The organism is Tsuneonella rigui (assembly GCF_003958625.1).
GTDB lineage: Bacteria > Pseudomonadota > Alphaproteobacteria > Sphingomonadales > Sphingomonadaceae > Tsuneonella > Tsuneonella rigui.
The window spans coordinates 20,632-40,213 of the sequence record NZ_RSEL01000028.1 but is presented as its reverse complement, the minus strand read 5'-3'; the positions used below and the strand labels follow the sequence as shown (position 1 = coordinate 40,213).

Here is a 19,582-nt window from a genome sequence, read left to right as displayed (position 1 = left end):
CAGCATTCGGGACGGGCCTATCGAAAGCGGCTGTTTCACGACCCAAGCTGCTTCTGATCGGCGCTAATCGTCTTTGTCAGAGAGCCAACCTCGTGGCGGCCGCCGCGGGGGAGAATCACCTCAGAGCAAATATTGGAATCTCACTCTGAGCGAGTCCGGTAGTAGGATTCCTTCGGACCCGTTCGCGAAAGTCTGCTTAGCGCATCCGTGACTCAGAAGTGGACTGTCTCCGGCCAATTTGCATGTACCATAGTAGGGGCGCCTCCCAGGGAGGCGCCGCCACCGATGAGATCTTCCCGTTCTATTCCATATGCGAAATCGATGGCCCTATAGCTAAAGAATGTTACCCCCCCGTATTGGGCTGCGCTTATCTCAACGAAAAGAGCGCCCGTTGCGGAATATAAATTGTCTGCAACCGATCGAGCGTCTCGACGAGGAGAGTAGATAATTGTCCCGCGATAATGCCATCGTCGATGTAGGCATTTATTCTGACCCGGAGCGATATCATGCTCTATTCGCCGATCTGCGACGCGAGGAGCCGGTGCGCTGGACGGAGCCTGACGGCTATCGCCCATTTTGGGCGGTCACCCGGCACGCGGACATAGCCGAGGTTCAGCGCAAGCCGGACCTGTTTTTGAGTGCGCCCAGGACAACACTTAATACGATCGAGGCCGAGGAGGCCATCCGTGCGGCAACGGGGCGCCATCAGGCGCAGCGCACCGTCGTGTCGACCGATGGCGAGGAACACCGCGCGCTGCGGGAAATCACGCGTGAATGGTTCCTGCCGGCGAACGTCAAGAAGCTCGAGGAAAAGATCGCCGCGATCGCTGAGCGCCATGTTGACATACTCCTCGATGCCGGCAACCGATGTGACTTCGTGAACGAAGTCGCGGTCTGGTACCCGCTTCGCGTCATACTCTCGATCTTCGGGCTTGAGGGCGACGCCCAGGCGGAAGCGAAGCTACTTCGGCTGTCAGCGGAGATGAATGGCTCGCTCGATCCGGAGACGCGGCGAAGCCTGTCGCAGGGCGAGCACATGCTGATGGTCGTGCGCGAGATGTTCGATTTCTTCGCGCCTATCGTGGAAGATCGCCGCCGCGCGCCACGGGACGACCTAGCCTCGGTCATCGCAAACGCCCAGCTAAATGGCGCCCCGATCGACGATCTTTCGGTTTACTCCTATTATTTGACGGTCACGGTCGCGGGCCATGACACCACCAGTGCCTCGATCGCCGGCGGGTTAGAAGCGCTGCTGCGCCGCCCTGAACAGATGGCCAAGTTGCGCGCCGATCCTAAGTTGCTGCGCACTGCGGTGGACGAGATGGTGCGTTGGACCCACCCGGTGAAGCATTTCTTTCGCACAGCGGCCGCCGACTATGAACTGCGCGGGCAGCAAATAAAGGCAGGTGACTCGCTGTTGATGTGCTATCCCTCGGCGTGCCGTGACGAGGAAGTTTTTGAGGATCCGTTTGAATTCCGCGTCGATCGCGCGCCGAACCCGCACCTCGCCTTCGGCATCGGTCCACACGTGTGCCTTGGCCAGTTTCTGGCCAAGGTGGAGATGACCGCTTTCTATCGCACCTTTCTAGCGCGCATCGATGACCTCGAATTGGATGGCGAGCCGGTTCAGAGTCAGACATTGTTTATGGGCGGACTTCGCCATCTCCCTATCCGCTATTCAGTCCGCGCCTGATGCAGCAACCACGCCGGTTTGTCGCCGATACTGCGAACAGGCACCGCCAACTCACGATCGGTTTTACCAGCGGGGGAAGGCTGGCGGCGAGCGCTTGGACGAGCGTGGGATAGGCCGCACGGTCTGATAGATACTGCGTCTCTAAAGTCGTGGTCGCGGATCGTGGGACTTTGACACGGACGGACGTTGCACGCAGATCGGCTGGAGGAGATTCTAAGCTCATGGAAACCCGCCGGCTGCGAGCATTCATCAAGATGGTAGACACGGGAAGCCTCACCAGGGCTGCCGAGGTTCTTGGGATCGCGCAGCCAGCGCTCAGCCAACAAGTTATGATGATGGAGGCCGATTTTGGCACGCAGTTGCTCATCCGAAGCCGGCAGGGCGTGTCGCCCACCCCTGCTGGGCGGGTGTTGTACCGTCACGCGCAGATCATCTTGCGTCAGCTGGAACAGGCGCACAGTGAGGTATCTCGCGCCGTCGATGAACTTTCGGGCACGGTCCATATCGGACTGCCACTCACGGCCGCGGCGATGTTATCCGTGCCTTTGCTTGAAGCGGCAGCGGAGCGCTATCCCAACATCGTTTTATTTCTTGCCGACGGACTGCCGGGCAATTTGTTGAACGAGTTCACCATGAACGGGCGCGTCGATATCGGGGTGCTCCCCGGCAACGTTTCGGCCACGGGCGTCACGGTGCGGCCGCTGCTGCGCGAGCGATTGGCGCTGGTTGTCGCCGTAGATTCCGAACTCGGCCAGTCGACCGACCCGATCGGCATGAAGCGTCTGGAGGGGCGGGCACTGGTCCTGCCGGAGTCCACCAACCGCGTGCGACAGGCGGTGGACGCCGCCTTCGGGTCGATTGGAGTTGTGCCCACGGTAGTGGCGGAGATGAACTCGGTCTACAGCCTCGTCGCTGCCGCAGTTGCCAAACTCGGCGCTGCAATCGTCCCGGCAGCGGCGGTTGTCAGTGATCCGCGCATCGTGACGCGCCTGCTGATTGAACCCGAGATCGAGCGCCCGCTTCATATCGCTTATTCGAACGCCGCGCCGCTGATGCCGACGGTCAAGGCGATATTTGACCTGATCATCGAGGTGACGGAGCGGTTGGTTGCCACCGGGCAATGGTCCGCAGCCCGACTTGGCAACGAGGGTTCGTCATAGCGAGGGCTTATCGAAACAGGCTCAAACGCTATTTGGCGTTAGGGGGTGAAACCGGCGTATCAAAAGGGAAGGAGTTCGCGCGGCGCATCGGAGGAGTTATCGCAAGCGATGAGCACGGATGCGCCATCTTTTGCTACGCTTCAGTGCGAAGTTCCTGAGCCGCACACCCTATTGGTACGGTTCGACCGCGTGGATGCGGCTAACGCCCTCAATACCCAAATGGCGCGCGATATCCTTGCCCTCTTCAGTGCGATCAATCTCGACCCTGGGGCGGTCCGCTGCATTGTCATCACGGGAGCGGGCGAGCGTCATTTTTGTGCCGGTGGCGATTTGAAGGAGCGCGACGGCATGGATGATGCGGCATGGCTGTCGCAACACGTGCTGTTTGAACACGCGTTCCATGCAATTCTCGACTGCCCAATACCGGTCATCGCTGCAGTGAACGGCGCGGCCTATGGCGGTGGGTGCGAGCTCGCGCTGGCATGCGACTTCATCTATGCCGCCCACGGCGTGCGCTTCCGCCTGCCCGAAACGACGCTGGGTATCATCCCCGGCGGTGGCGGTACGCAGACGCTCACGCGCGCAGTGGGTCCGGCGCGGGCCAAGGAGCTTATCCTCGCGGCGCAGCCTTTTGCCGCAGAGCAGGCGCTGGAATGGGGCATGGTCAACCGCGTGGTCCCGCGGCACAAGTTGCTCGACGCCGCGATCGCAACGGCGCGAACGATCGCCGCCGGTGGCCCGATCGCCGTCCGGCAGGCGAAGCTGGCGATCATGCGCGGCGGCGAAGTGGATCGACGCAGCGGGCTGATCATCGAGATCGCTGCCTATAACCAGACCGTGCCAACCTGGGATCGGCGCGAGGGCATCCGTGCGGCGATCGAGCGGCGCGCGCCAGCGTTCAAGGGGCTGTGACGCCGGTGCCCTCGACTGTGCGTCTAACCGAAGTCGGCATGCGAGACGGTTTCCAGATGGAAAGCCGCATCCTATCGGTCGAAGCGAAGGAGCACATCGGTCGGGGGTTGATCGCGGCTGGCCTACGGCACATCGAGGTGACATCGTTTGTGTCGCCCGCTGCAGTACCCCAGCTAGCCGATGCTCCCCAGTTGGTCCGACGCCTACGCGGCTTGGGTGCGGAGCTTAGCGCCTTGGTCCCTAATGTGAACGGCGCGCGGCGCGCAGTGTCAGCGGGCATCGACCGCATCACGGTTTTTGCTTCCGCAAGCGACACTCACAACCAGAAGAATGTCCGCCGCAGCGTCACTGAAAGCCTTTCGAGGCTGAAAGAGATCGGCGAGATCGCGCGCGACGGCGGAGTCCCACTCAGCGGCGCGGTAGCGACTGCCTTTGGTTGCCCGTTCGAAGGCGACGTCGCGCCCGCGGCCGTGCTACGCGTCATCGAAGGCTACGCCGCAATGGGCGCCGATGCGGTATCACTCGGTGATACGACCGGTATGGCCACCCCCCCGATCGTCGAGGCGGTAGTCGGCGCTATTCGAGCGCACTTCCCCGATCTGCCGATCGCGCTCCATTTTCACAACACCCGCGGGATCGGATTAGTGAACGTCACGACTGGCCTTGCACTAGGTATCGACCGGTTCGAATCTTCCATCGGCGGACTGGGCGGCTGCCCTTTCGCAGCTGGCGCGACCGGGAACATCGCGACGGAGGACCTAGTCTACTTGCTTAACGAATTAGGCGTTCGGACCGGAATCGACCTGCCAGCATTAATCGAGACGGCAAAGGAGGTCGAGGCTGCCTTCGGCCGGACCTTGCCTGGCCAGGTCATGAAGGCGGGGCCGCGCCTTGAGCGAGCCTCCGCTTAACTCTGCATGGTAGGACCCAGATGGACGACGTGACAATGTCCGCAGCGCCGGACTATCCCGAACTTCGCGACGCGGTGCGGCGCATCTGCGCCGATTTCCCGGGAAGCTATTGGCAGTCCCTCGAAGAAGATGGCGCTTATCCCGAGGCGTTCGTCAACGCCTTGACCGAGCAGGGCTATCTTGCGGTGCTGATCCCCGAGCAGTATGGCGGGTCGGGTCTGCCACTCCGCGCTGCAGCAGTAATCCTCGAAGAAATTCACGCCATGGGCTGCAACGCTGGCGCGTGCCATGCCCAGATGTACACGATGGGCACGTTGCTGCGGCACGGGACCGAAGCGCAACGGCAGGAATATCTGCCGCAGATTGCAGCGGGAAAGCTGCGCCTCCAAGCCTTTGGAGTGACCGAGCCCACGACCGGGTCGGACACGACTAAGTTGCGCACGGCGGCTGTGCGGGACGGGGACGAATATGTCGTCAACGGGCAGAAGGTGTGGACGTCGCGCGCATTTTACTCCGACTTGCTGTTGCTGCTCGCCCGCACGACGCCGCTCGACCAGGTCGAGCGCAAGACCGAGGGGTTATCGGTATTCCTAGTCGACATGCGCAAAGTTCTGGGCAACGGTCTAGAGATCCGGCCATTGCGAGCAATGGTCAACCACAACACAACCGAAGTCTTCTTTAACGACATGCGCATCCCCGCTTCGAGCCTGATTGGTGAAGAGGGGAAGGGTTTCCGTTACATCCTAACTGGTATGAACGCGGAGCGCATCTTGGTGGCGGCGGAAAGCCAAGGCGACGGCCGCTGGTTCACGGAGCGGGGAGTAAACTATTCGAACGAGCGCGTCGTGTTCGATCGGCCGATCGGAAAGAACCAGGGCGTGCAATTCCCCATTGCACGCGGCCATGTCCAACTTCAAGCTGCCGAACTGATGCTGAAAAAGGCCTGCGCGCTGTATGACGCTAAGCAGGATTGCGGCGCCGAAGCAAACATGGCCAAACTGCTCAACTCCGAGGCCGCGTGGGCCGCGGGCGAAGCGTGTCTCCAGACTCATGGCGGATTTGGCTACGCTGTCGAGTATGACGTCGAGCGCAAATGGCGTGAATCGCGTCTTTATCAGATCGCTCCGATCTCGACCAACCTCATCCTCGCGTATGTCGGCGAGCATATGCTGGGAATGCCACGATCCTATTGAGGCTGAGGCCCATAAGCTCCCCTGATAGCGCTAGCATCACTCTGTATTTTTTGGCGAGACCTCGGTTCGCTAGCCTCTCAAATTAATTGCAGTTCTACGGCGGGGGTTCCTGCCGTGATGTGCTCGCGAACGCGAATAGGAGCAGTGTTTTCATGGTCGAGTCCGCGAATACGTCTGCACAGCCTTTGCTTGGACTGGTGGTGATCGAAATCGGTCACAGCGTGTCCGGCCCCTATGTCGGCCAGATTTTCGCCGACCTGGGTGCCACTGTCATCAAGATCGAGAATCCGAATGGCGGCGACGATGCGCGAAGCTGGGGGCCGCCATTCTGGGAGGGACAGTCCGCGGTTTTTCAAACGTTGAACCGGAACAAGCTCTCGGTCAGCCTCGACCTGAAGAATCCTTCCGACGTGGCCCGGCTTGTCAAACTCGCCGCCACTGCGGACGTGCTCGTCCAGAACCTGCGGCCTGGCCTAGTCGAAAAGCTAGGTATCGGCCCCGATGTACTGCGTCGCGCGAATGACCAGCTGATTTATTGCAGTCTGGGCGCGTTCGGCGATGTGGGCCCGCTGCAGCACCATACGGGCTATGATCCGCTGGTGCAGGCCTTTTCCGGCATCATGGCGGTGACGGGCGAAGCGGAGCGGCCACCAGTCCGCGTCGGCCCTTCGATCATCGACATGGGCTCTGGCCTGTGGTGCGTCATCGGCATCCTCGCGGCGCTTGCCCGACGTGCGCAGACTGGCGAGGGGTGCGCCGTTAGTACCTCGCTCTATGAAACCGGCCTGGCATGGATGAATATCCCGCTAGCCAACAGCATGGCGTCCGGTCGCGATGCGGGGCGGAGCGGTTCGGAAACGCCGATGCTCGCCCCGTACCGTGCGTTTCGCGCGCGTGATCGCTATCTGGTGATTGCGGCGGGCAACGACAATCTGTTCCGTCGCATGTGCAATGTGCTCGGCAAGCCGGAATGGGCCAAAGATCCGCGATTCATGGCCAACGCTGACCGGGTGGGCAACCGCACCGAGCTCAACCGCCTGATCGCAGCTGAGATCGGGAGCCGAGACGCAACCGAGTGGGTGGACGCATTGACTGCCGTGGGCGTTCCTTGCGCGCCTCTGCAGTCTCCGACTGAAGTGATCGAGCACCCGCAGACGCACGCGCTGGGCATGCTTCAGCCCACTCCCGACGGTAAAATGTCGCTGGTAGCGCTGCCGCTACGCTTCGATGGGATGCGCCCGCAGGTTCGCACAGCCGCGCCAGAATTGGGCGCGGACAATGGTAAGGTCGAGCAATTGGCACGGCGTTGAGAGCATATCGGCTTTGAAGGTGACGTCGTGATTTTACAGGGACCCAACATGATGCTGGCTAGGGTACGGGGCCGCGGGGGCAGCAAACTGCAATGGCGGTCTTGGCGCTCGATGGAGGCGACGCCTGAGGTAAACGAAAAACCGACCTTGGTCGAAGAGGTCACAGGGGCTGTTGGATGAGCATATCCGATGCACTGATCACCCGGGCAGCCCGGAGTTCTACGGCAACCTTGCACGAGGCGGCAGGGCGCATTGGTTCGCTCCCTTCCTCCATCAAACCGCATGCGCCCGGGGTAACCGTGTGCGGCCGAGCCTACCCAGTGCTTTCGCCGGCGGGCGATAACCTTTGGTTGCACCACGCGATCTATGCCGCGGCGCCGGGCGACGTTCTTGTTGTCTCAACCGACGACGCGGAGTTTGGCTATTGGGGCGAAGTAATGGCCGTGGCCGCACAGGCGCGCGGGCTGGCCGGGCTTGTGATCACTGGAGGTGTGCGCGACACGCAGCAGATACTTGCGCTGGGATTCCCAGTTTTTTCGATGGGAGCGTGCATCAGGGGGACAGGTAAGAATCTCGCTGGTCATGGGTCGCTTGGCGAACCCGTCACGATCGGTGACGTGCACATCAACCGGGGTGACCTGTTGTTTGGCGATGACGACGGCGTTGTGGTGCTGCCTGCGCAGGCGGCGGAGGCGGCGATTGAACTAGGCGAGTCACGTGACAAGAACGAGCGAGAGATTTTCAGTCGGTTGAAACGGGGTGAAACGACACTTTCTATCTACGGTTTGAAGACCCCTGCTCGCTTGAAGAACCTCGCGTGAGCCGGCGAAGCGTCGACGTTGCCGGACTGGCACATGGCAGCCTGCCGATTCCGACTGTGTCGCGTATTGGTCCATTCGTCGCAACCGGAGGCATCCGGGGCGTTGATCGTGTGAAAGGTGATATTCCTGACGATCCGCAGGCGCAAGCCGACCTGATGTTCGACAATCTCGCCGCGGTCCTAGAGGCGGTGGGAGGTCGACTCGCCGATGTCCTCAAGGTCACGGTATGGCTGCGAAGCGACGAGCTTCGCCCCATCATCAATGCGGGCTGGCTGCGTAGCTTTCCCGACCCACAATCCCGGCCCGCCCGGCATGTCCTGATCTATGACTTGCCGCCGAGTATGGCGATCCAGTGCGAGGCACTGGCGGTCCTGAGCGATGCAAATAAGCCCTGATTATGTTTCTATTGGGAGTCAGTATTTCCGAGCGTCAAGGTCGGGGGATAGACAGAATTGGATCCATGCGAGGTTGAGAAGGCGGAGGGGTCAGGTCACGGTAGGCAGCGGTTTATACCTTCCCTGGCGCACCATCCGGACTGGCGCCGTCTCGTAAAGCTGCCGTTCTTCGACCGCTTGCGGAAATGCGCCTAACCAGACCCGCTTCGTTCGGCGTGACGATTGCGTCTGATCAGTCGCGCAAGTTGCCGGTCGGCAAACTACGGAAGAGGCTGTTATGTTGACCAAAGAAGATAACCATCTGCTCGCCAGCACCAGAGCGGGAACGCCAATGGGGGAACTGTTCCGGCGCTTTTGGCTGCCTGCGGTGACGAGTGCGGAACTCGAACGCGACGGCGCGCCGGTTCGCCTGCGAATTCTGCATGAGGATTTACTCGCCTTCCGCGATTCAAACGGTGACACCGGGATTATAGACGCGTTCTGCTCACATCGGCTAGCGCCGCTGTATTTTGGCAGGAATGAGGAATGCGGTATCCGTTGCCCCTATCACGGGTGGAAGTTCGACGTTGACGGCAACTGCGTGGACATCCCCAGCATCCCGCGGGGCAACAACGAGACCGCGCGCAGCCGGGTAGGCCTCAAATCCTATAAAACGCGCGAAGCGGGTGGGGTGGTCTGGGTCTATATGGGTCCCAAGGATCGACAACCGCCGTTCCCGCGGTTGGAAATTGCGATGGTGCCCCCCGGTCATTCCCATGCGTCCCGGTGGATCCAGCGCAGCAATTGGCTTGCCGGGCTCGAGGGGGAGCTCGACAGCGCCCACATCAGCTGGCTGCATCGCTTTTACGCGCCCGAAGCAAACCCAATTAAGGGCGGCGGTACCGAGACGTTTGACGACGCGGCGCCGGACATCACTCTTCGCGAAACGGATTACGGCTTTCTGTATGGCGCCCGTCGCGCCCATGCCAGCGGGGCGAACTACTGGCGCGTCACACAGTGGATGGTGCCCATGTTCAGTCTCATCCCCCGCGGTGTGGGTGAGTTCGCCGAAGGTGGCGGAAGGGCCTGGGTGCCCATCGACGACGACAATGTAACGACGTTCAACTTCTATTACCGTGTAGATCGTCCAATTAACGAAGACGAAAAGAGCTACATGGCGAGCGGAGTTGCTTTTCCGCCTCGGCTGGAGCGTGGCATCGTCCGGCTGGGCGAGGCCGCGCCGATCGATACCTATCTACCGCAAGCCAATGTCGACAACGACTATCTGCTCGATCGCGCGTTGCAGAGCGGCTATAACTTCACTGGCATCTGGGGGGCGAACGAGCAGGATCGCGCGCTGCAGGAGTCGATGGGTATGGTCCCAGGCTCAAGGGTGGTCGACCGCACCCGCGAGCATCTGGTGGGTTCGGACGAGGCGATTGGCCGGATGCGGCGGCGACTGATCGGCATGGCGCGCGCGCTTGCCGAGGGAAATGAGCCTGCGGAGCCCTTTCGCGCCGATTTTGGAGTCCGCGCGATAGGTAAGCTTTCCGACATTGCTAACTTCGATGAACTTCGCAGCCAGCATATCGAGGAATTCACGGTGCCCCAGAGGTCCGAAGAGCCAGCGCAGTGAATGCTGCTGCTGATGATCGTATCGGGATCGGCATGATCGGTCTTGGCATGGCGGGGGCCGTCATGGCGCCCGTCATCGCCGATCATCCGCACATGCGCCTAGTCGGGGCTTGCGACCTTCAACCGCTCGTGCGTTCGCGATTTGAGCAGGAACGCGCGCTGCCGACATTCGATAGTGTGGAAGCGCTGTTGGCACTTGACGCTGTCGAGGCGGTCTACATTGCGACGCCGCAGCAATTCCACGCGCTTCACGCGCTGCTGGCGTTGCAGCATGGTAAACATGTGGTGGTCGAGAAGCCCATGGCGAGCACGCTCGCCGAATGCGATGCGATGATTGCGGCCGCGGAACAGACGGGCGCGACGTTGATCGTCGGTCACACTCACGCCTTCGACCCCGGCGTCTCCGCCATGCGAGCACTTATCGCGTCTGGCGAAGTGGGTGAGCCCGTGCTGCTTAACATGTTTAACTACACCAACTTCCTCTATCGCCCCCGCCGCCCGGAAGAACTTGACCCCGCACGAGGCGGAGGCGTGATTTGGAACCAACTGCCTCACCAACTCGACGTTGCAAGAATCGTCGTGGATCGCCCGATCCGGTCCGTTCGTGCGGCGACGGCCGCTCTAGACCCAAGCCGCCCGGTGGACGGGCTAGTCAACGCCTTTGTCGAGTTCGAGGGTGGGGCGACGGCGGCCCTAATCTATAGCGGTTATGACCGGTTCGACAGCGACGAATGGTCCGATTGGATCGGATCGTCGGGGCAGCAGAAGGAAGCGGCGCATGGGGCCGCCTTGCGCGCCTTACCCAGGCACCCTGCTGACGAACTGAACACGCGCCGGTCTGCATGGAGTTATGGTGGTGAAAAAATGATGCCGTTCCCGCGCAAGGGCCTGCCACATTTCGGGCAGATGATAGTCACCTGCGCACGCGCCGATGTTCGGCTCACCGCGCACGGGCTGACGGTCTATGATCGCAACGGCGTGCGGGAGGTCACGATTCACAACGACGATGCCCGGCCAAGCCATGTCGCCGTGTTTGATGAGCTATGGAACGCCGTGCGACGCGGCGTTCGGTCCGTTCATGACGGACGCTTCTCGCGCGCCACAGTGGAAGCAGGCTTGGCGATCGCCGAGTCGGCGCGAGTAGGAGCCGAGGTGGTATTGAGGGCGACAGGGCGGGAAGTCCGGGCATGACTGCCCCCCCGGCCGAATTTCTTGTCCGCGTTGCCAGCAGCGGCGCCGTGGTGAAGGTCGGCCGTCATGATACTATCCTGCGGGCGCTCGAGCGGATTGGCGTTGTCGTTCCGCATTCCTGTACGGCCGGCACATGCGGGATTTGCGAGACGCGCGTGCTGGCAGGCGAACCGCTTCACCGTGACCAGATCATCGACCGGCGATCAGACGATGCGATGCTGCGGATCATGCCGTGCTGCTCGCGCGCGCGGTCGTCTGAACTGACGCTGGACCTTTGATGCGGGAGTTTCAACCATGAGCGAGATCGTGCTGGGTCTCGGGGCTTCCCACTCACCTCTGCTCACGTTCGGCGTCGATCTCTGGATCGAGAAGGCCGAAGATGACATGCGTCGCCCGCTCAATCTGTCGGACGGCCGCTATGTAACCTATGCTGACTTGCTCGAGAAGGTCGGACCGGTCTACGCTGAGGCTGCAACCCGGGACAATCTTCTCGTGCAGGAGCAACGCTGCCAGGCGGCGCTCGACAAGATGGCCGACGCTTTGGAGGACGCCGCGCCGGACGCGCTGATCGTGATCGGTGACGATCAGGCCGAATTATTCAGCCTAGCCAACATGCCGGCCGTTTCGATCTTCTACGGGGATGAGATCATCATGCACCCGTGGAGCGAGCATGCCGAATCCATGCCGAACTGGAAGGCGAGCGCTGCAGCGGGCTATGGCATGGACCGAGCGCGTCGCTTCGCCGGCGCCCCGGATTTAGCGGTGGCTGCAATCGAGGGATTGATCGCACGCGAGGTCGACATCGGCGCGTCGAACGAAGTGGTTGATCCGAATGTCGCCGGCTTCGGCCACGCCTATGGCTTCATCGCCACGCGTTTGTTTCGAGGGCGCGAGATCCCGATCCTGCCAGTTTTGCTCAACACCTATTTTCGCCCCAACGTGCCCAGTGCCGCGCGCGCCTATGACATCGGGGTCAAGCTCGCGGAAACGCTGCTGGATTCGGACGATTTGCGATTAGGCATCATCGCATCGGGTGGCCTCAGCCATTTCGTGACTGACGCCGACCTTGACCTGGGCGTGCTGCACGCAATGCGCGACAAGAACGAGGCCCACCTGCGCAGTGTCCCGCGTGAGGCTTTGCTCTCCGGCTCGTCGGAGATTTTGAACTGGATCATGGCAGCGGGTGCCCTACGCGACCTGCCGATGTCATGGATGGAATACATCCCCATCTATCGTACGCCGGCCGGAAGCGGGGTCGGCATGGCGTTTGCCATCTGGCGCTGATCAGGAGCAGAAGATGAACGATTTCGTTGCGCGGCTGCGTGCGCTCGACAGCTGCGCGGTGTCGGACGCCATCGACGCCAGCGGCCTTTCCGGGGTGGCGCAGGGCCTACAGCGATTGTCCTCCGATCGCCGGATCGCTGGCCGCTGTGTCACGGTACAGCTTGCGCCCGACAATGGCGTTCGCTCACCACGTCACCTCTGCACGGCGGCAGTGGAAGCCGCAGGTCCGGACGATGTGATCGTCATTGAACACGGCGGCCGGACTGATGCAGCAGGCTGGGGCGGCATCCTCTCGCTGGCGGCGTCGGCACGCGGCATCGCCGGCGTTGTGATTGACGGCGCGGCGCGCGATATCGATGAGAGCCGCGAACTTGACCTGCCGCTCTTCGCGCGCGGTGGTACGCCTAGCACCGCGCGCCGTCGCGTCGTCGAGCAGGACTGGAACATCCCCGTAACGGTTTGCGGCCTGTCGGTAAGGCCAGGCGACTATGTCATCGCCGATGGGAGCGGCGTCGTCTTCATTGACCAATCCGTCGTCGCCGATGTCATCACGAAAGCGGAGCGAATCGCCGGGCGCGAGCGCCTGATGGCGCACGCCGTGCGAAATGGCCGACCCATATCGCAAGTGATGGGCGCCGATTATGAAACGATGCTCGACAAGGGTATAGCATGAACGACGCTCATCTCGACGCGCTACGAGCGCTGAGCTGTACCGACATGAGTGATGCGATGGATCGCCTTGGCATTCCCGGTCAGTGCCTTGGAATCATGCCGTTGGCCCGTAGCTTCCGCCTCGTGGGTCGGGCCTGGACGTTGCGCTATGGCCCGGTCGGCCAGGACAGAGGGACGGTCGGCGATTATATCGACGACATCCAGCCCGACGAGGTGGTGGTGCTGGACAATCAGGGCCGGTTGGACGCCACTGTGTGGGGTGACCTCCTGACATCGACGGCCTCGCGCCGCCGTGTAGCGGGAACTGTCATCGACGGGGTCTGCCGCGACCTAGATCGCGCCTTGGAGGAATGCTACCCGATCTTTGCGCGAGGGAACTGGATGCGGACCGGGAAAGACCGTGTACGCGTCGAGGCAACTCAGGAGCCCGTCACGATCGGCGGAGTACGGGTTGAGCCGGGCGACTATCTGCTCGGCGATGGTGACGGTCTGGTGAGTGTGCCGGCGATGCGGATCGGCGAGGTCGTTGCCGCCGCGCAGGAGATCGCGGCCGCCGAAGCACATATTCGCGAGGCCGTCCAAGGAGGGCGTTCGCTCCGTGAAGCTAGAACTGCTTACGGCTACCACAATCTGCAGACGCGTCGCGACGACCGCTGAGTCTCAGGGAACGTATCAAACGTGAAGATAAATCTTACGACACGCGAGGGTGATCAGCTGATCATCGACGGCACGCCGGGACTGTCGCTGATGGAGAATATCCGCAATGCCGGCATCGACGAGGTACTCGCGCTATGCGGCGGTTGTTGTTCCTGCGCGACGTGTCATGTGTTCGTCGAAGTCGACGCTGCGGCTGTGCTCGCACCGGTAAGCGAGGACGAGTTTGGCCTCCTCGACGGTTCCTCTCACCGCAACGAACGGTCGCGACTGTCCTGCCAAGTGGTGATCACCGAAGCGATGGACGGCATGGCGGTCGTCATTGCTCCGGAGGACTGACGACCCAGCGACAGAGGTCAGGCGGCACCCGCAGTCGCCAACGAGGTCGAGCGAACTGTTCTAGAAAATTAGAATAGGCTTGATTGTTACGCCGCTGCGAGCATCGTTCACGGCGTTCTCCATTTCGTCGAACGGGTAGCATTTTGAGATCAGCTCAAGCGGCAATCGGCCCTCGGCGTATAGATCGACCAGATGCGGGATAAAGGTCGCAGGATGGGAATCTCCTTCAGTAATCCCCATGATCTTCCGTCCTGGGACCAGGAAGGGCAGGGGGACTGACACTTTCGCGTCCCGCGGGCTACCGCCCACAAAAGCAAACGTCCCGTTAGAGCGCAGCTTTTCGATAAGCATGTGAATGAGATCGGGGTTGCCCGTCGTGTCAAACGCGACATCGACCCCACCCAGAGAGTCGATCACTGCAGACAAGTCTTCGGTCGAAGTATCGACGACCATGCTGGCGCCTAGCTGGCGCGCGATATCGAGCCGGCTCCCTACGCGATCAACGGCGACTATCGTATGGCAACTGCGGAGCTTCGCAGCCATGATTCCAGCTGCCCCTACCGCACCTACGCCGCAGACGACCACTACCGATTGAGGATGCGGTTTGAGCACGTTGAGGATTGCACCCGCGCCGGTTTGAACGCCGCAGCCAAGGGGTCCGAGTAGCCGTAGATCGACATCATCGCGAACCTTCACCAAGCTCGCTGCATTGACGACGGCATAATCGGCGAACGATGACTGCCCAAAGAAGAAGCCCGCGATATCCTCTTCAAATGGCGTAGTTCCATCAGCCCGATGGCCGGCGAGATTCAGCTTACCAAATTCGTGGCAGTAGGCGTCATGGTCCGACTCGCAGTTGAGACAATCTCCGCAAGCCGCGAAGGTCAGCACCACATGGTCCCCCTTGGCGACGTGTGCGACGCCGGGACCGACTTGTTCCACAATCCCGGCGCCCTCATGGCCGAGAACGGCGGGCAGGGGAAACGGCGCATATTGCGCGGCGATGGCGAGATCGGTGTGGCAGATGCCCGTCGCAACCAGGCGAACAAGAACTTCATTCTCGCGTGGCGCCCCCAGGCGCAGCGTTCTTTTCACGAAAGGACCGTGTGGCTTTTCGACGATCTGAGCCTGAATTTCTAGCATCTCGATCTCCCGCGTAGTCTCTCTCGGAGGTAAGCCTGCGGATTTCAGTCGCTCGCGACCAATAGCATCTTACACTGGTCACATCGGCGGCGCTTATCTGCGAGGAACCAAATGGCGGATCTCCTGCTGTGATCGAAACGCAGGATATAAGCGGATCTTATGTGCATATCGACACACAGTATTTTTTTGACGTGCGGGGAGGCGGTTAGGGCAGGAGGATAGGCTTCAAGCCACCGCTACGCTTCCACTTCGGAGAATGAGACAACCACGAGCGCAACTTTGAGCCACGCGCAGACGCGTAACGGTCGTACAGCTGTCTATGCGCCCGGATCCTTTTGTGGCCGAGAACGCACCGACGCTCCGATATATACTAGATGGAGTTGATTGATGATCATCGACAGTCATGCCCACATAGTGATGCCTGACGAATTGTACCGTCACTTTGTCGAACTTGTTTCGGCTCGCGCCAACCCAGTGCTCCGTCAGAATTACGCCGGTCCTAGCGACGAGATTCTGCGCAAGGCGACCGAAGGCCTCATCCGGTTGATGGACAAGAACGGTACCGATGTTCAGTTCATCTCGCCTCGCCCGTACATGATGGCGCATTCTACCAAACCGTCGAAAGTCGGGCTGGAGTGGAACCGATCGGTGAACAACGTGATCCACCGACAAGTCCAGATGTTCCCGGACCGACTGCGTGGTGTAGCGGGGTTGCCGCAATATCGCGACGCGAGCCCCGAGAACTGTCTGGAAGAGCTGGAACGCACCGTCAACGAACTGGGCTTTGTTGGTTGTCTGCTCAATCCCGATCCGACTGAGGGCGATGCAACGCCGCCGCCGGGACTTGGCGATCCGTTTTGGTATCCCCTTTACAAACGGATGGTCGCGCTCGACGTACCTGCACTGATCCACTCCGCCAGCAGTTGTTGCCCGCGCGAGTCCTACACGCTCAAATTCATAAATGAGGAAAGCATCGCGATCATCTCGCTACTGGAATCGCGAGTCTTCGAAGATTTCCCAAAGCTCAGGATCGTGGTCGCGCACGGCGGCGGGGCCATTCCATACCAAATGGGCCGGTTCCGTGCATGGACGCTGCGCAGGAAGGAGCCCGAGACGTTCGACCAAAAGCTGCGCAAGCTATATTTCGACACCTGCAACTATTCCAAGGATTCGCTGGAGCTGCTGTTCCGCACCGTGGGCGTGGACCGTTGCTTGTTCGGCACTGAGAGCCCGGGGACAGGCAGTGTTCACAACCCGGAGACCGGCTTCGACTTTGATGACCTGAAGCCTCTCATCGAACAGATCGACTGGCTGAGCGATGATGACCGCCACGCGATCTTTGAAGGGAACGCCCGCAAGGTGTACCCCCGCGCGTTCATGGACTGACGTACTGATGATTTGACGTCGGCGCTCCACGCGCCGGCTTTCAGCGCGTTAGTTCATCCACCCCGGCTTCAAATTCCGCGTAGGTGATCGAGGGCGCGGCGCGGCCGTAAACTTCAAGGCAGTCGCGGAACTTGTCGATCATTTGTTGGTCGGTCGCAGGTGCCTCGGGTGAGCCGGGATAGGCGTCGCAGACCTGCTGATCGATCAGCTTGTTGCCCGCCAGGATCGAAAGGGTCACGGCGCCATTGTTCAGGCCGGCCGGCGTGGTGGTTTCGAGTGGTTCTTCGATGACCGTGATCCGCGCCATCATGTCTCTGATCGTGACCCGATCGATCGCGTCGGCGGTAAAGTCGGACAGCACGACGCGGCCTTGCTGCAGCGCAACCGCGGTCACATAAGTGGCGCAGAATTTCGCCTCGTTGCCGTTCTTCGGATCGATAATCTGCAAGGGCCGCATGGTGCCGTAGGGCACGTCGAGCGTGATCCTCGCATTGTAGGGGAGTGTGTCGCCGACCTGCCGATGGGCCGCGATCGCGGCGCCGATCATGCGATGGGTTGCATAGCAACACGGGTAAAGCTTGCGCGAAATGAGCCGTTTGTCGATAGGGAACCGAACCTTCGCCGCGCGCAGCGCCGTTTCAGGATCACCGTACAGGTCGAAATATCCGCGCGGGCCGAAGACATCGTGCGCGCCGGTAACTCCTGATTGTGCCAGCCGCGCCGCCCGCACCGCGGCTGCCGCAGCGAATCCGGCATGAACGGGCTTAGACAGCGTCCCAAAGTTCCGCTGCAATCCTCCGCACTGAGCAGCTGCAAGCGCCAGCGCATTCCGCAAGGTCGCTTCGTCCCTTTCGAATAGATGGCAGATTGAAGCGACTGCCGCGATTGGTCCGATCGTTGAGGTCGCATGCCAACCCCGGTCGTAATGATTGAACCCAAACGCATCGCCCAGAGCGGCATTTACGGCATTGCCGATCGCCAGCGCAGGGAGGACGCGCGGACGCACCTGCGGCTCGCGGGCCGCAATGGCCAGCAGCGGCGGTACCGCAACGGCAGACGGGTGCGTGACGCTCGTCAGCTGAACGTCGTCATAGTCGAGAGAGTGGGCGGTTGTCCCATGCACAAGCGCCTCATGCTCGATATCGAGTCCAGACCGTCCGTAGCGGGGGTCTTCGCTGGCGCCATAAGCGCGCCGAACCGCCTGGCTTGAGGGCTCGTACCATCCTGCCAGCGAAACTGCGACCGTGTCGGCCACAGCTGTCCGCGCCTCGCGTAGCGCGCACCTATCTATCGTGCCGGTCTGCACAAACTCACATAGGCTATCCATGAAGGCGGTCATTCGCAGGATCCCTGTGAAGTGCGATCAGTCCGGCCCGAAATGCGGTCGGTACGACGGCGTGGTGGCAGCCTCACCGCGACTGGGTGAAATATCGTTCGAGGGTATGTCATCCCTGTGCCGCTGCTCCTTCGGGAATACAAATTGCACCAGTTTGGACCAAGCAGATACGATACAAGAACAACGGTCTGGCTGTTCGAGCGCGATCGCCGTTGCGGGTCAGTGCGTTGGCGCGGGCCCGGTGATACGGTCGGCGTCTTCACGCATGGTACGTGCTGCGATCAGGTACAGAACCGTCGGGATCAAGAAGATCGGAGTGGCCATCAGCATAGCGGTGCGTAGCGATTCATCATCGCCTCTTGCACTTAAGAAATGGCTCAACGCCCCAATCGCCTGCGGACCAAGGCCCAAGCCGACGAGGTTTACCATCAACATCTTCCATGCAACGGACGTGGCGCGCATCTCGATCGGCACTAGCGACTGGATAATCGAGCTGGTCGATGCGCTGAAAAACATGCTCAACAAATAGGCAAACGCGTACAGCCCGATAAGAAGCGGGGCGCTCGACGTCAGCAAGCTCGCGATTGCGAAGCACATCGCGACTGCCGATGCGATCGCCGGTATCCAGATCGTCCAACGAAGATCGCGCCTCATCAGGCGATCGCAGAGATAGCCGCTCACCAAGGCGCCAACTACGCCAACGCCGCCCAGCACGGGGCCGAGCAGCAGGCCGATCTCGGCCGGCTTCATCCCATAGGACCTTGCGAGCAGCGAAGGGAGCCAGATGGAATAGCCGTAAACACACGCGCTCGAAACGCCCGCGCCCAGCGCGATGAACCGAAAGGAGCGAATCCGCCACAAGATTGCGGCGCTGGTCCAAAGAGAGGACGTTTCTGATTTCGCCGATATGCCATCGCTCGCGCCGCGTACCGGCTCGCGGACAGTGAACCAGAAGACAGCGGAAAAAAGGATCCCCGGCACACCCGCAACCAGCATCGCGGTCCGCCACCCCCAGTGCTGCGCAACGTATCCTCCGATGACCAGCCCCAGCATAACCCCTAACATGGCCCCGGCGCTGGTGACGGCTACCGCGGTCGCGCGCTGTTCTTTTGGGAAAGTGTCGGCGATCATCGACAAGGTCGCCGGCGTGAAACCCGCTTCCCCAATTCCCACGCCGAAACGCCCCAGCAGAAGTTGGAAAAAGTTCTGCGCCAAGCCGCAGGCAGCAGTCATCACGCTCCAGACCGCCATTGAGATTGACACGATTGCCCTTCGCGATTTGCGGTCAGCCAAGGCGGCAATTGGAATTCCGAGCGTGGCATAGAATAACGCGAATGAGAGTCCGGACAGGAATCCGAGCATCGTATCGCTGAGTAGGAGGTCTTCCTTGATGGGCTGAAGTAAGATACTGATGATCTGCCGGTCGAGGAAGTTAAGCGAATAACCGATTAACATGACGAATAGCAGGTAGTAGCGGTATTCGCGCGATTCCTGCGCCTGCACGTTCTGCTCTCCTTCAGCTTCCCTGGGGCCTTGATGACCAGACCGGCGCAAATGCGCAGTTCTCT

At 61.0% G+C, this 19,582-nt stretch carries 19 protein-coding genes; 16 read left to right on the top strand and 3 right to left on the bottom strand.

Annotated elements, in window-relative coordinates; translation table 11 throughout:
- Window positions 1-448: 448 nt before the first annotated feature.
- From ELY12_RS11800 to ELY12_RS11730, 15 genes are all read left to right on the top strand, one after another.
- Window positions 449-1,693 (top strand): cytochrome P450, encoded by a 1,245-nt coding sequence (locus ELY12_RS11800; protein ID WP_126176913.1) that lies wholly within the window; start codon window positions 449-451, stop codon window positions 1,691-1,693.
- 221 nt (window positions 1,694-1,914) lie between these two features.
- A complete protein-coding gene (locus tag ELY12_RS11795; protein WP_126176912.1) occupies window positions 1,915-2,853 on the top strand; it encodes a LysR substrate-binding domain-containing protein in 939 nt (312 codons plus the stop codon).
- A 108-nt stretch (window positions 2,854-2,961) separates the two neighbouring features.
- The gene (locus tag ELY12_RS11790; RefSeq protein ID WP_126176911.1) at window positions 2,962-3,765 is read left to right on the top strand and encodes an enoyl-CoA hydratase-related protein; all 804 of its coding nucleotides are present in this window, start codon (window positions 2,962-2,964) and stop codon (window positions 3,763-3,765) included.
- Window positions 3,762-4,676, top strand: a complete 915-nt coding sequence (locus tag ELY12_RS11785; protein ID WP_338142064.1) for a hydroxymethylglutaryl-CoA lyase — start codon at window positions 3,762-3,764, stop codon at window positions 4,674-4,676. The genes ELY12_RS11790 and ELY12_RS11785 overlap by 4 nt, the downstream gene beginning before the upstream one ends.
- 20 nt (window positions 4,677-4,696) lie before the next feature.
- The gene (locus ELY12_RS11780; protein ID WP_126176909.1) at window positions 4,697-5,869 is read left to right on the top strand and encodes an acyl-CoA dehydrogenase family protein; all 1,173 of its coding nucleotides are present in this window, start codon (window positions 4,697-4,699) and stop codon (window positions 5,867-5,869) included.
- Between the two features lie 152 nt (window positions 5,870-6,021).
- On the top strand, window positions 6,022-7,179 hold the full coding sequence (locus ELY12_RS11775; RefSeq protein ID WP_126176908.1) for a CaiB/BaiF CoA transferase family protein: 1,158 nt from the start codon (window positions 6,022-6,024) through the stop codon (window positions 7,177-7,179).
- A 176-nt stretch (window positions 7,180-7,355) separates the two neighbouring features.
- Window positions 7,356-8,000, top strand: a complete 645-nt coding sequence (locus ELY12_RS11770; protein WP_126176907.1) for an RraA family protein — start codon at window positions 7,356-7,358, stop codon at window positions 7,998-8,000.
- A complete protein-coding gene (locus ELY12_RS11765) occupies window positions 7,997-8,395 on the top strand; it encodes a RidA family protein (RefSeq protein WP_126176906.1) in 399 nt (132 codons plus the stop codon). Before ELY12_RS11770 ends, ELY12_RS11765 begins: the two co-directional genes overlap by 4 nt.
- A 280-nt stretch (window positions 8,396-8,675) precedes the next feature.
- Entirely contained in the window at window positions 8,676-10,010 is a 1,335-nt protein-coding gene (locus ELY12_RS11760; protein ID WP_164549495.1) for a Rieske 2Fe-2S domain-containing protein, read from the top strand.
- Window positions 10,007-11,200 carry a Gfo/Idh/MocA family protein gene (locus ELY12_RS11755; protein WP_126176904.1) on the top strand — a complete coding sequence of 398 codons (1,194 nt, stop codon included), beginning with the start codon at window positions 10,007-10,009 and terminating at the stop codon, window positions 11,198-11,200. Before ELY12_RS11760 ends, ELY12_RS11755 begins: the two co-directional genes overlap by 4 nt.
- Window positions 11,197-11,478, top strand: coding sequence for a 2Fe-2S iron-sulfur cluster-binding protein (locus ELY12_RS11750; RefSeq protein WP_126176903.1), 282 nt, complete (start codon window positions 11,197-11,199; stop codon window positions 11,476-11,478). The genes ELY12_RS11755 and ELY12_RS11750 overlap by 4 nt, the downstream gene beginning before the upstream one ends.
- A gap of 16 nt (window positions 11,479-11,494) precedes the next feature.
- Window positions 11,495-12,484, top strand: a complete 990-nt coding sequence (locus ELY12_RS11745) for a DODA-type extradiol aromatic ring-opening family dioxygenase (protein ID WP_126176902.1) — start codon at window positions 11,495-11,497, stop codon at window positions 12,482-12,484.
- Between the two features lie 13 nt (window positions 12,485-12,497).
- Entirely contained in the window at window positions 12,498-13,157 is a 660-nt protein-coding gene (locus ELY12_RS11740) for an RraA family protein (RefSeq protein WP_126176901.1), read from the top strand.
- On the top strand, window positions 13,154-13,813 hold the full coding sequence (locus tag ELY12_RS11735; protein WP_126176900.1) for an RraA family protein: 660 nt from the start codon (window positions 13,154-13,156) through the stop codon (window positions 13,811-13,813). Before ELY12_RS11740 ends, ELY12_RS11735 begins: the two co-directional genes overlap by 4 nt.
- Window positions 13,814-13,834: 21 nt before the next feature.
- Window positions 13,835-14,149 carry a 2Fe-2S iron-sulfur cluster-binding family protein gene (locus tag ELY12_RS11730; RefSeq protein WP_241229837.1) on the top strand — a complete coding sequence of 105 codons (315 nt, stop codon included), beginning with the start codon at window positions 13,835-13,837 and terminating at the stop codon, window positions 14,147-14,149.
- A gap of 60 nt (window positions 14,150-14,209) precedes the next feature.
- Here ELY12_RS11730 and ELY12_RS11725 read toward each other — a convergent pair whose 3' ends face one another.
- Entirely contained in the window at window positions 14,210-15,292 is a 1,083-nt protein-coding gene (locus tag ELY12_RS11725; protein WP_126176899.1) for an NAD(P)-dependent alcohol dehydrogenase, read from the bottom strand.
- A gap of 387 nt (window positions 15,293-15,679) precedes the next feature.
- Here ELY12_RS11725 and ELY12_RS11720 point away from each other — a divergent pair, with 387 nt between their 5' ends.
- Window positions 15,680-16,678 carry an amidohydrolase family protein gene (locus tag ELY12_RS11720; protein WP_126176898.1) on the top strand — a complete coding sequence of 333 codons (999 nt, stop codon included), beginning with the start codon at window positions 15,680-15,682 and terminating at the stop codon, window positions 16,676-16,678.
- A 40-nt stretch (window positions 16,679-16,718) separates the two neighbouring features.
- On the opposite strand, the gene ELY12_RS11715 is transcribed toward ELY12_RS11720, so the two are convergent.
- On the bottom strand, window positions 16,719-18,017 hold the full coding sequence (locus ELY12_RS11715; protein WP_126176897.1) for an MmgE/PrpD family protein: 1,299 nt from the start codon (window positions 18,015-18,017) through the stop codon (window positions 16,719-16,721).
- 216 nt (window positions 18,018-18,233) lie between these two features.
- Window positions 18,234-19,517, bottom strand: coding sequence for a spinster family MFS transporter (locus ELY12_RS11710; protein ID WP_126176896.1), 1,284 nt, complete (start codon window positions 19,515-19,517; stop codon window positions 18,234-18,236).
- Between the last annotated feature and the right edge of the window lie 65 nt (window positions 19,518-19,582).

Bases quoted from the DNA above. Each gene is read 5' to 3' on its own strand.
- ELY12_RS11795 (WP_126176912.1), top strand. From the start codon at position 1,915: ATGGAAACCCGCCGGCTGCGAGCATTCATCAAGATGGTAGACACGGGA.
- ELY12_RS11790 (WP_126176911.1), top strand. From the start codon at position 2,962: ATGAGCACGGATGCGCCATCTTTTGCTACGCTTCAGTGCGAAGTTCCT.
- ELY12_RS11780 (WP_126176909.1), top strand. From the start codon at position 4,697: ATGGACGACGTGACAATGTCCGCAGCGCCGGACTATCCCGAACTTCGC.
- ELY12_RS11775 (WP_126176908.1), top strand. From the start codon at position 6,022: ATGGTCGAGTCCGCGAATACGTCTGCACAGCCTTTGCTTGGACTGGTG.
- ELY12_RS11770 (WP_126176907.1), top strand. From the start codon at position 7,356: ATGAGCATATCCGATGCACTGATCACCCGGGCAGCCCGGAGTTCTACG.
- ELY12_RS11750 (WP_126176903.1), top strand. From the start codon at position 11,197: ATGACTGCCCCCCCGGCCGAATTTCTTGTCCGCGTTGCCAGCAGCGGC.
- ELY12_RS11745 (WP_126176902.1), top strand. From the start codon at position 11,495: ATGAGCGAGATCGTGCTGGGTCTCGGGGCTTCCCACTCACCTCTGCTC.
- ELY12_RS11740 (WP_126176901.1), top strand. From the start codon at position 12,498: ATGAACGATTTCGTTGCGCGGCTGCGTGCGCTCGACAGCTGCGCGGTG.
- ELY12_RS11735 (WP_126176900.1), top strand. From the start codon at position 13,154: ATGAACGACGCTCATCTCGACGCGCTACGAGCGCTGAGCTGTACCGAC.
- ELY12_RS11725 (WP_126176899.1), bottom strand. From the start codon at position 15,292: ATGCTAGAAATTCAGGCTCAGATCGTCGAAAAGCCACACGGTCCTTTC.
- ELY12_RS11720 (WP_126176898.1), top strand. From the start codon at position 15,680: ATGATCATCGACAGTCATGCCCACATAGTGATGCCTGACGAATTGTAC.
- ELY12_RS11715 (WP_126176897.1), bottom strand. From the start codon at position 18,017: ATGACCGCCTTCATGGATAGCCTATGTGAGTTTGTGCAGACCGGCACG.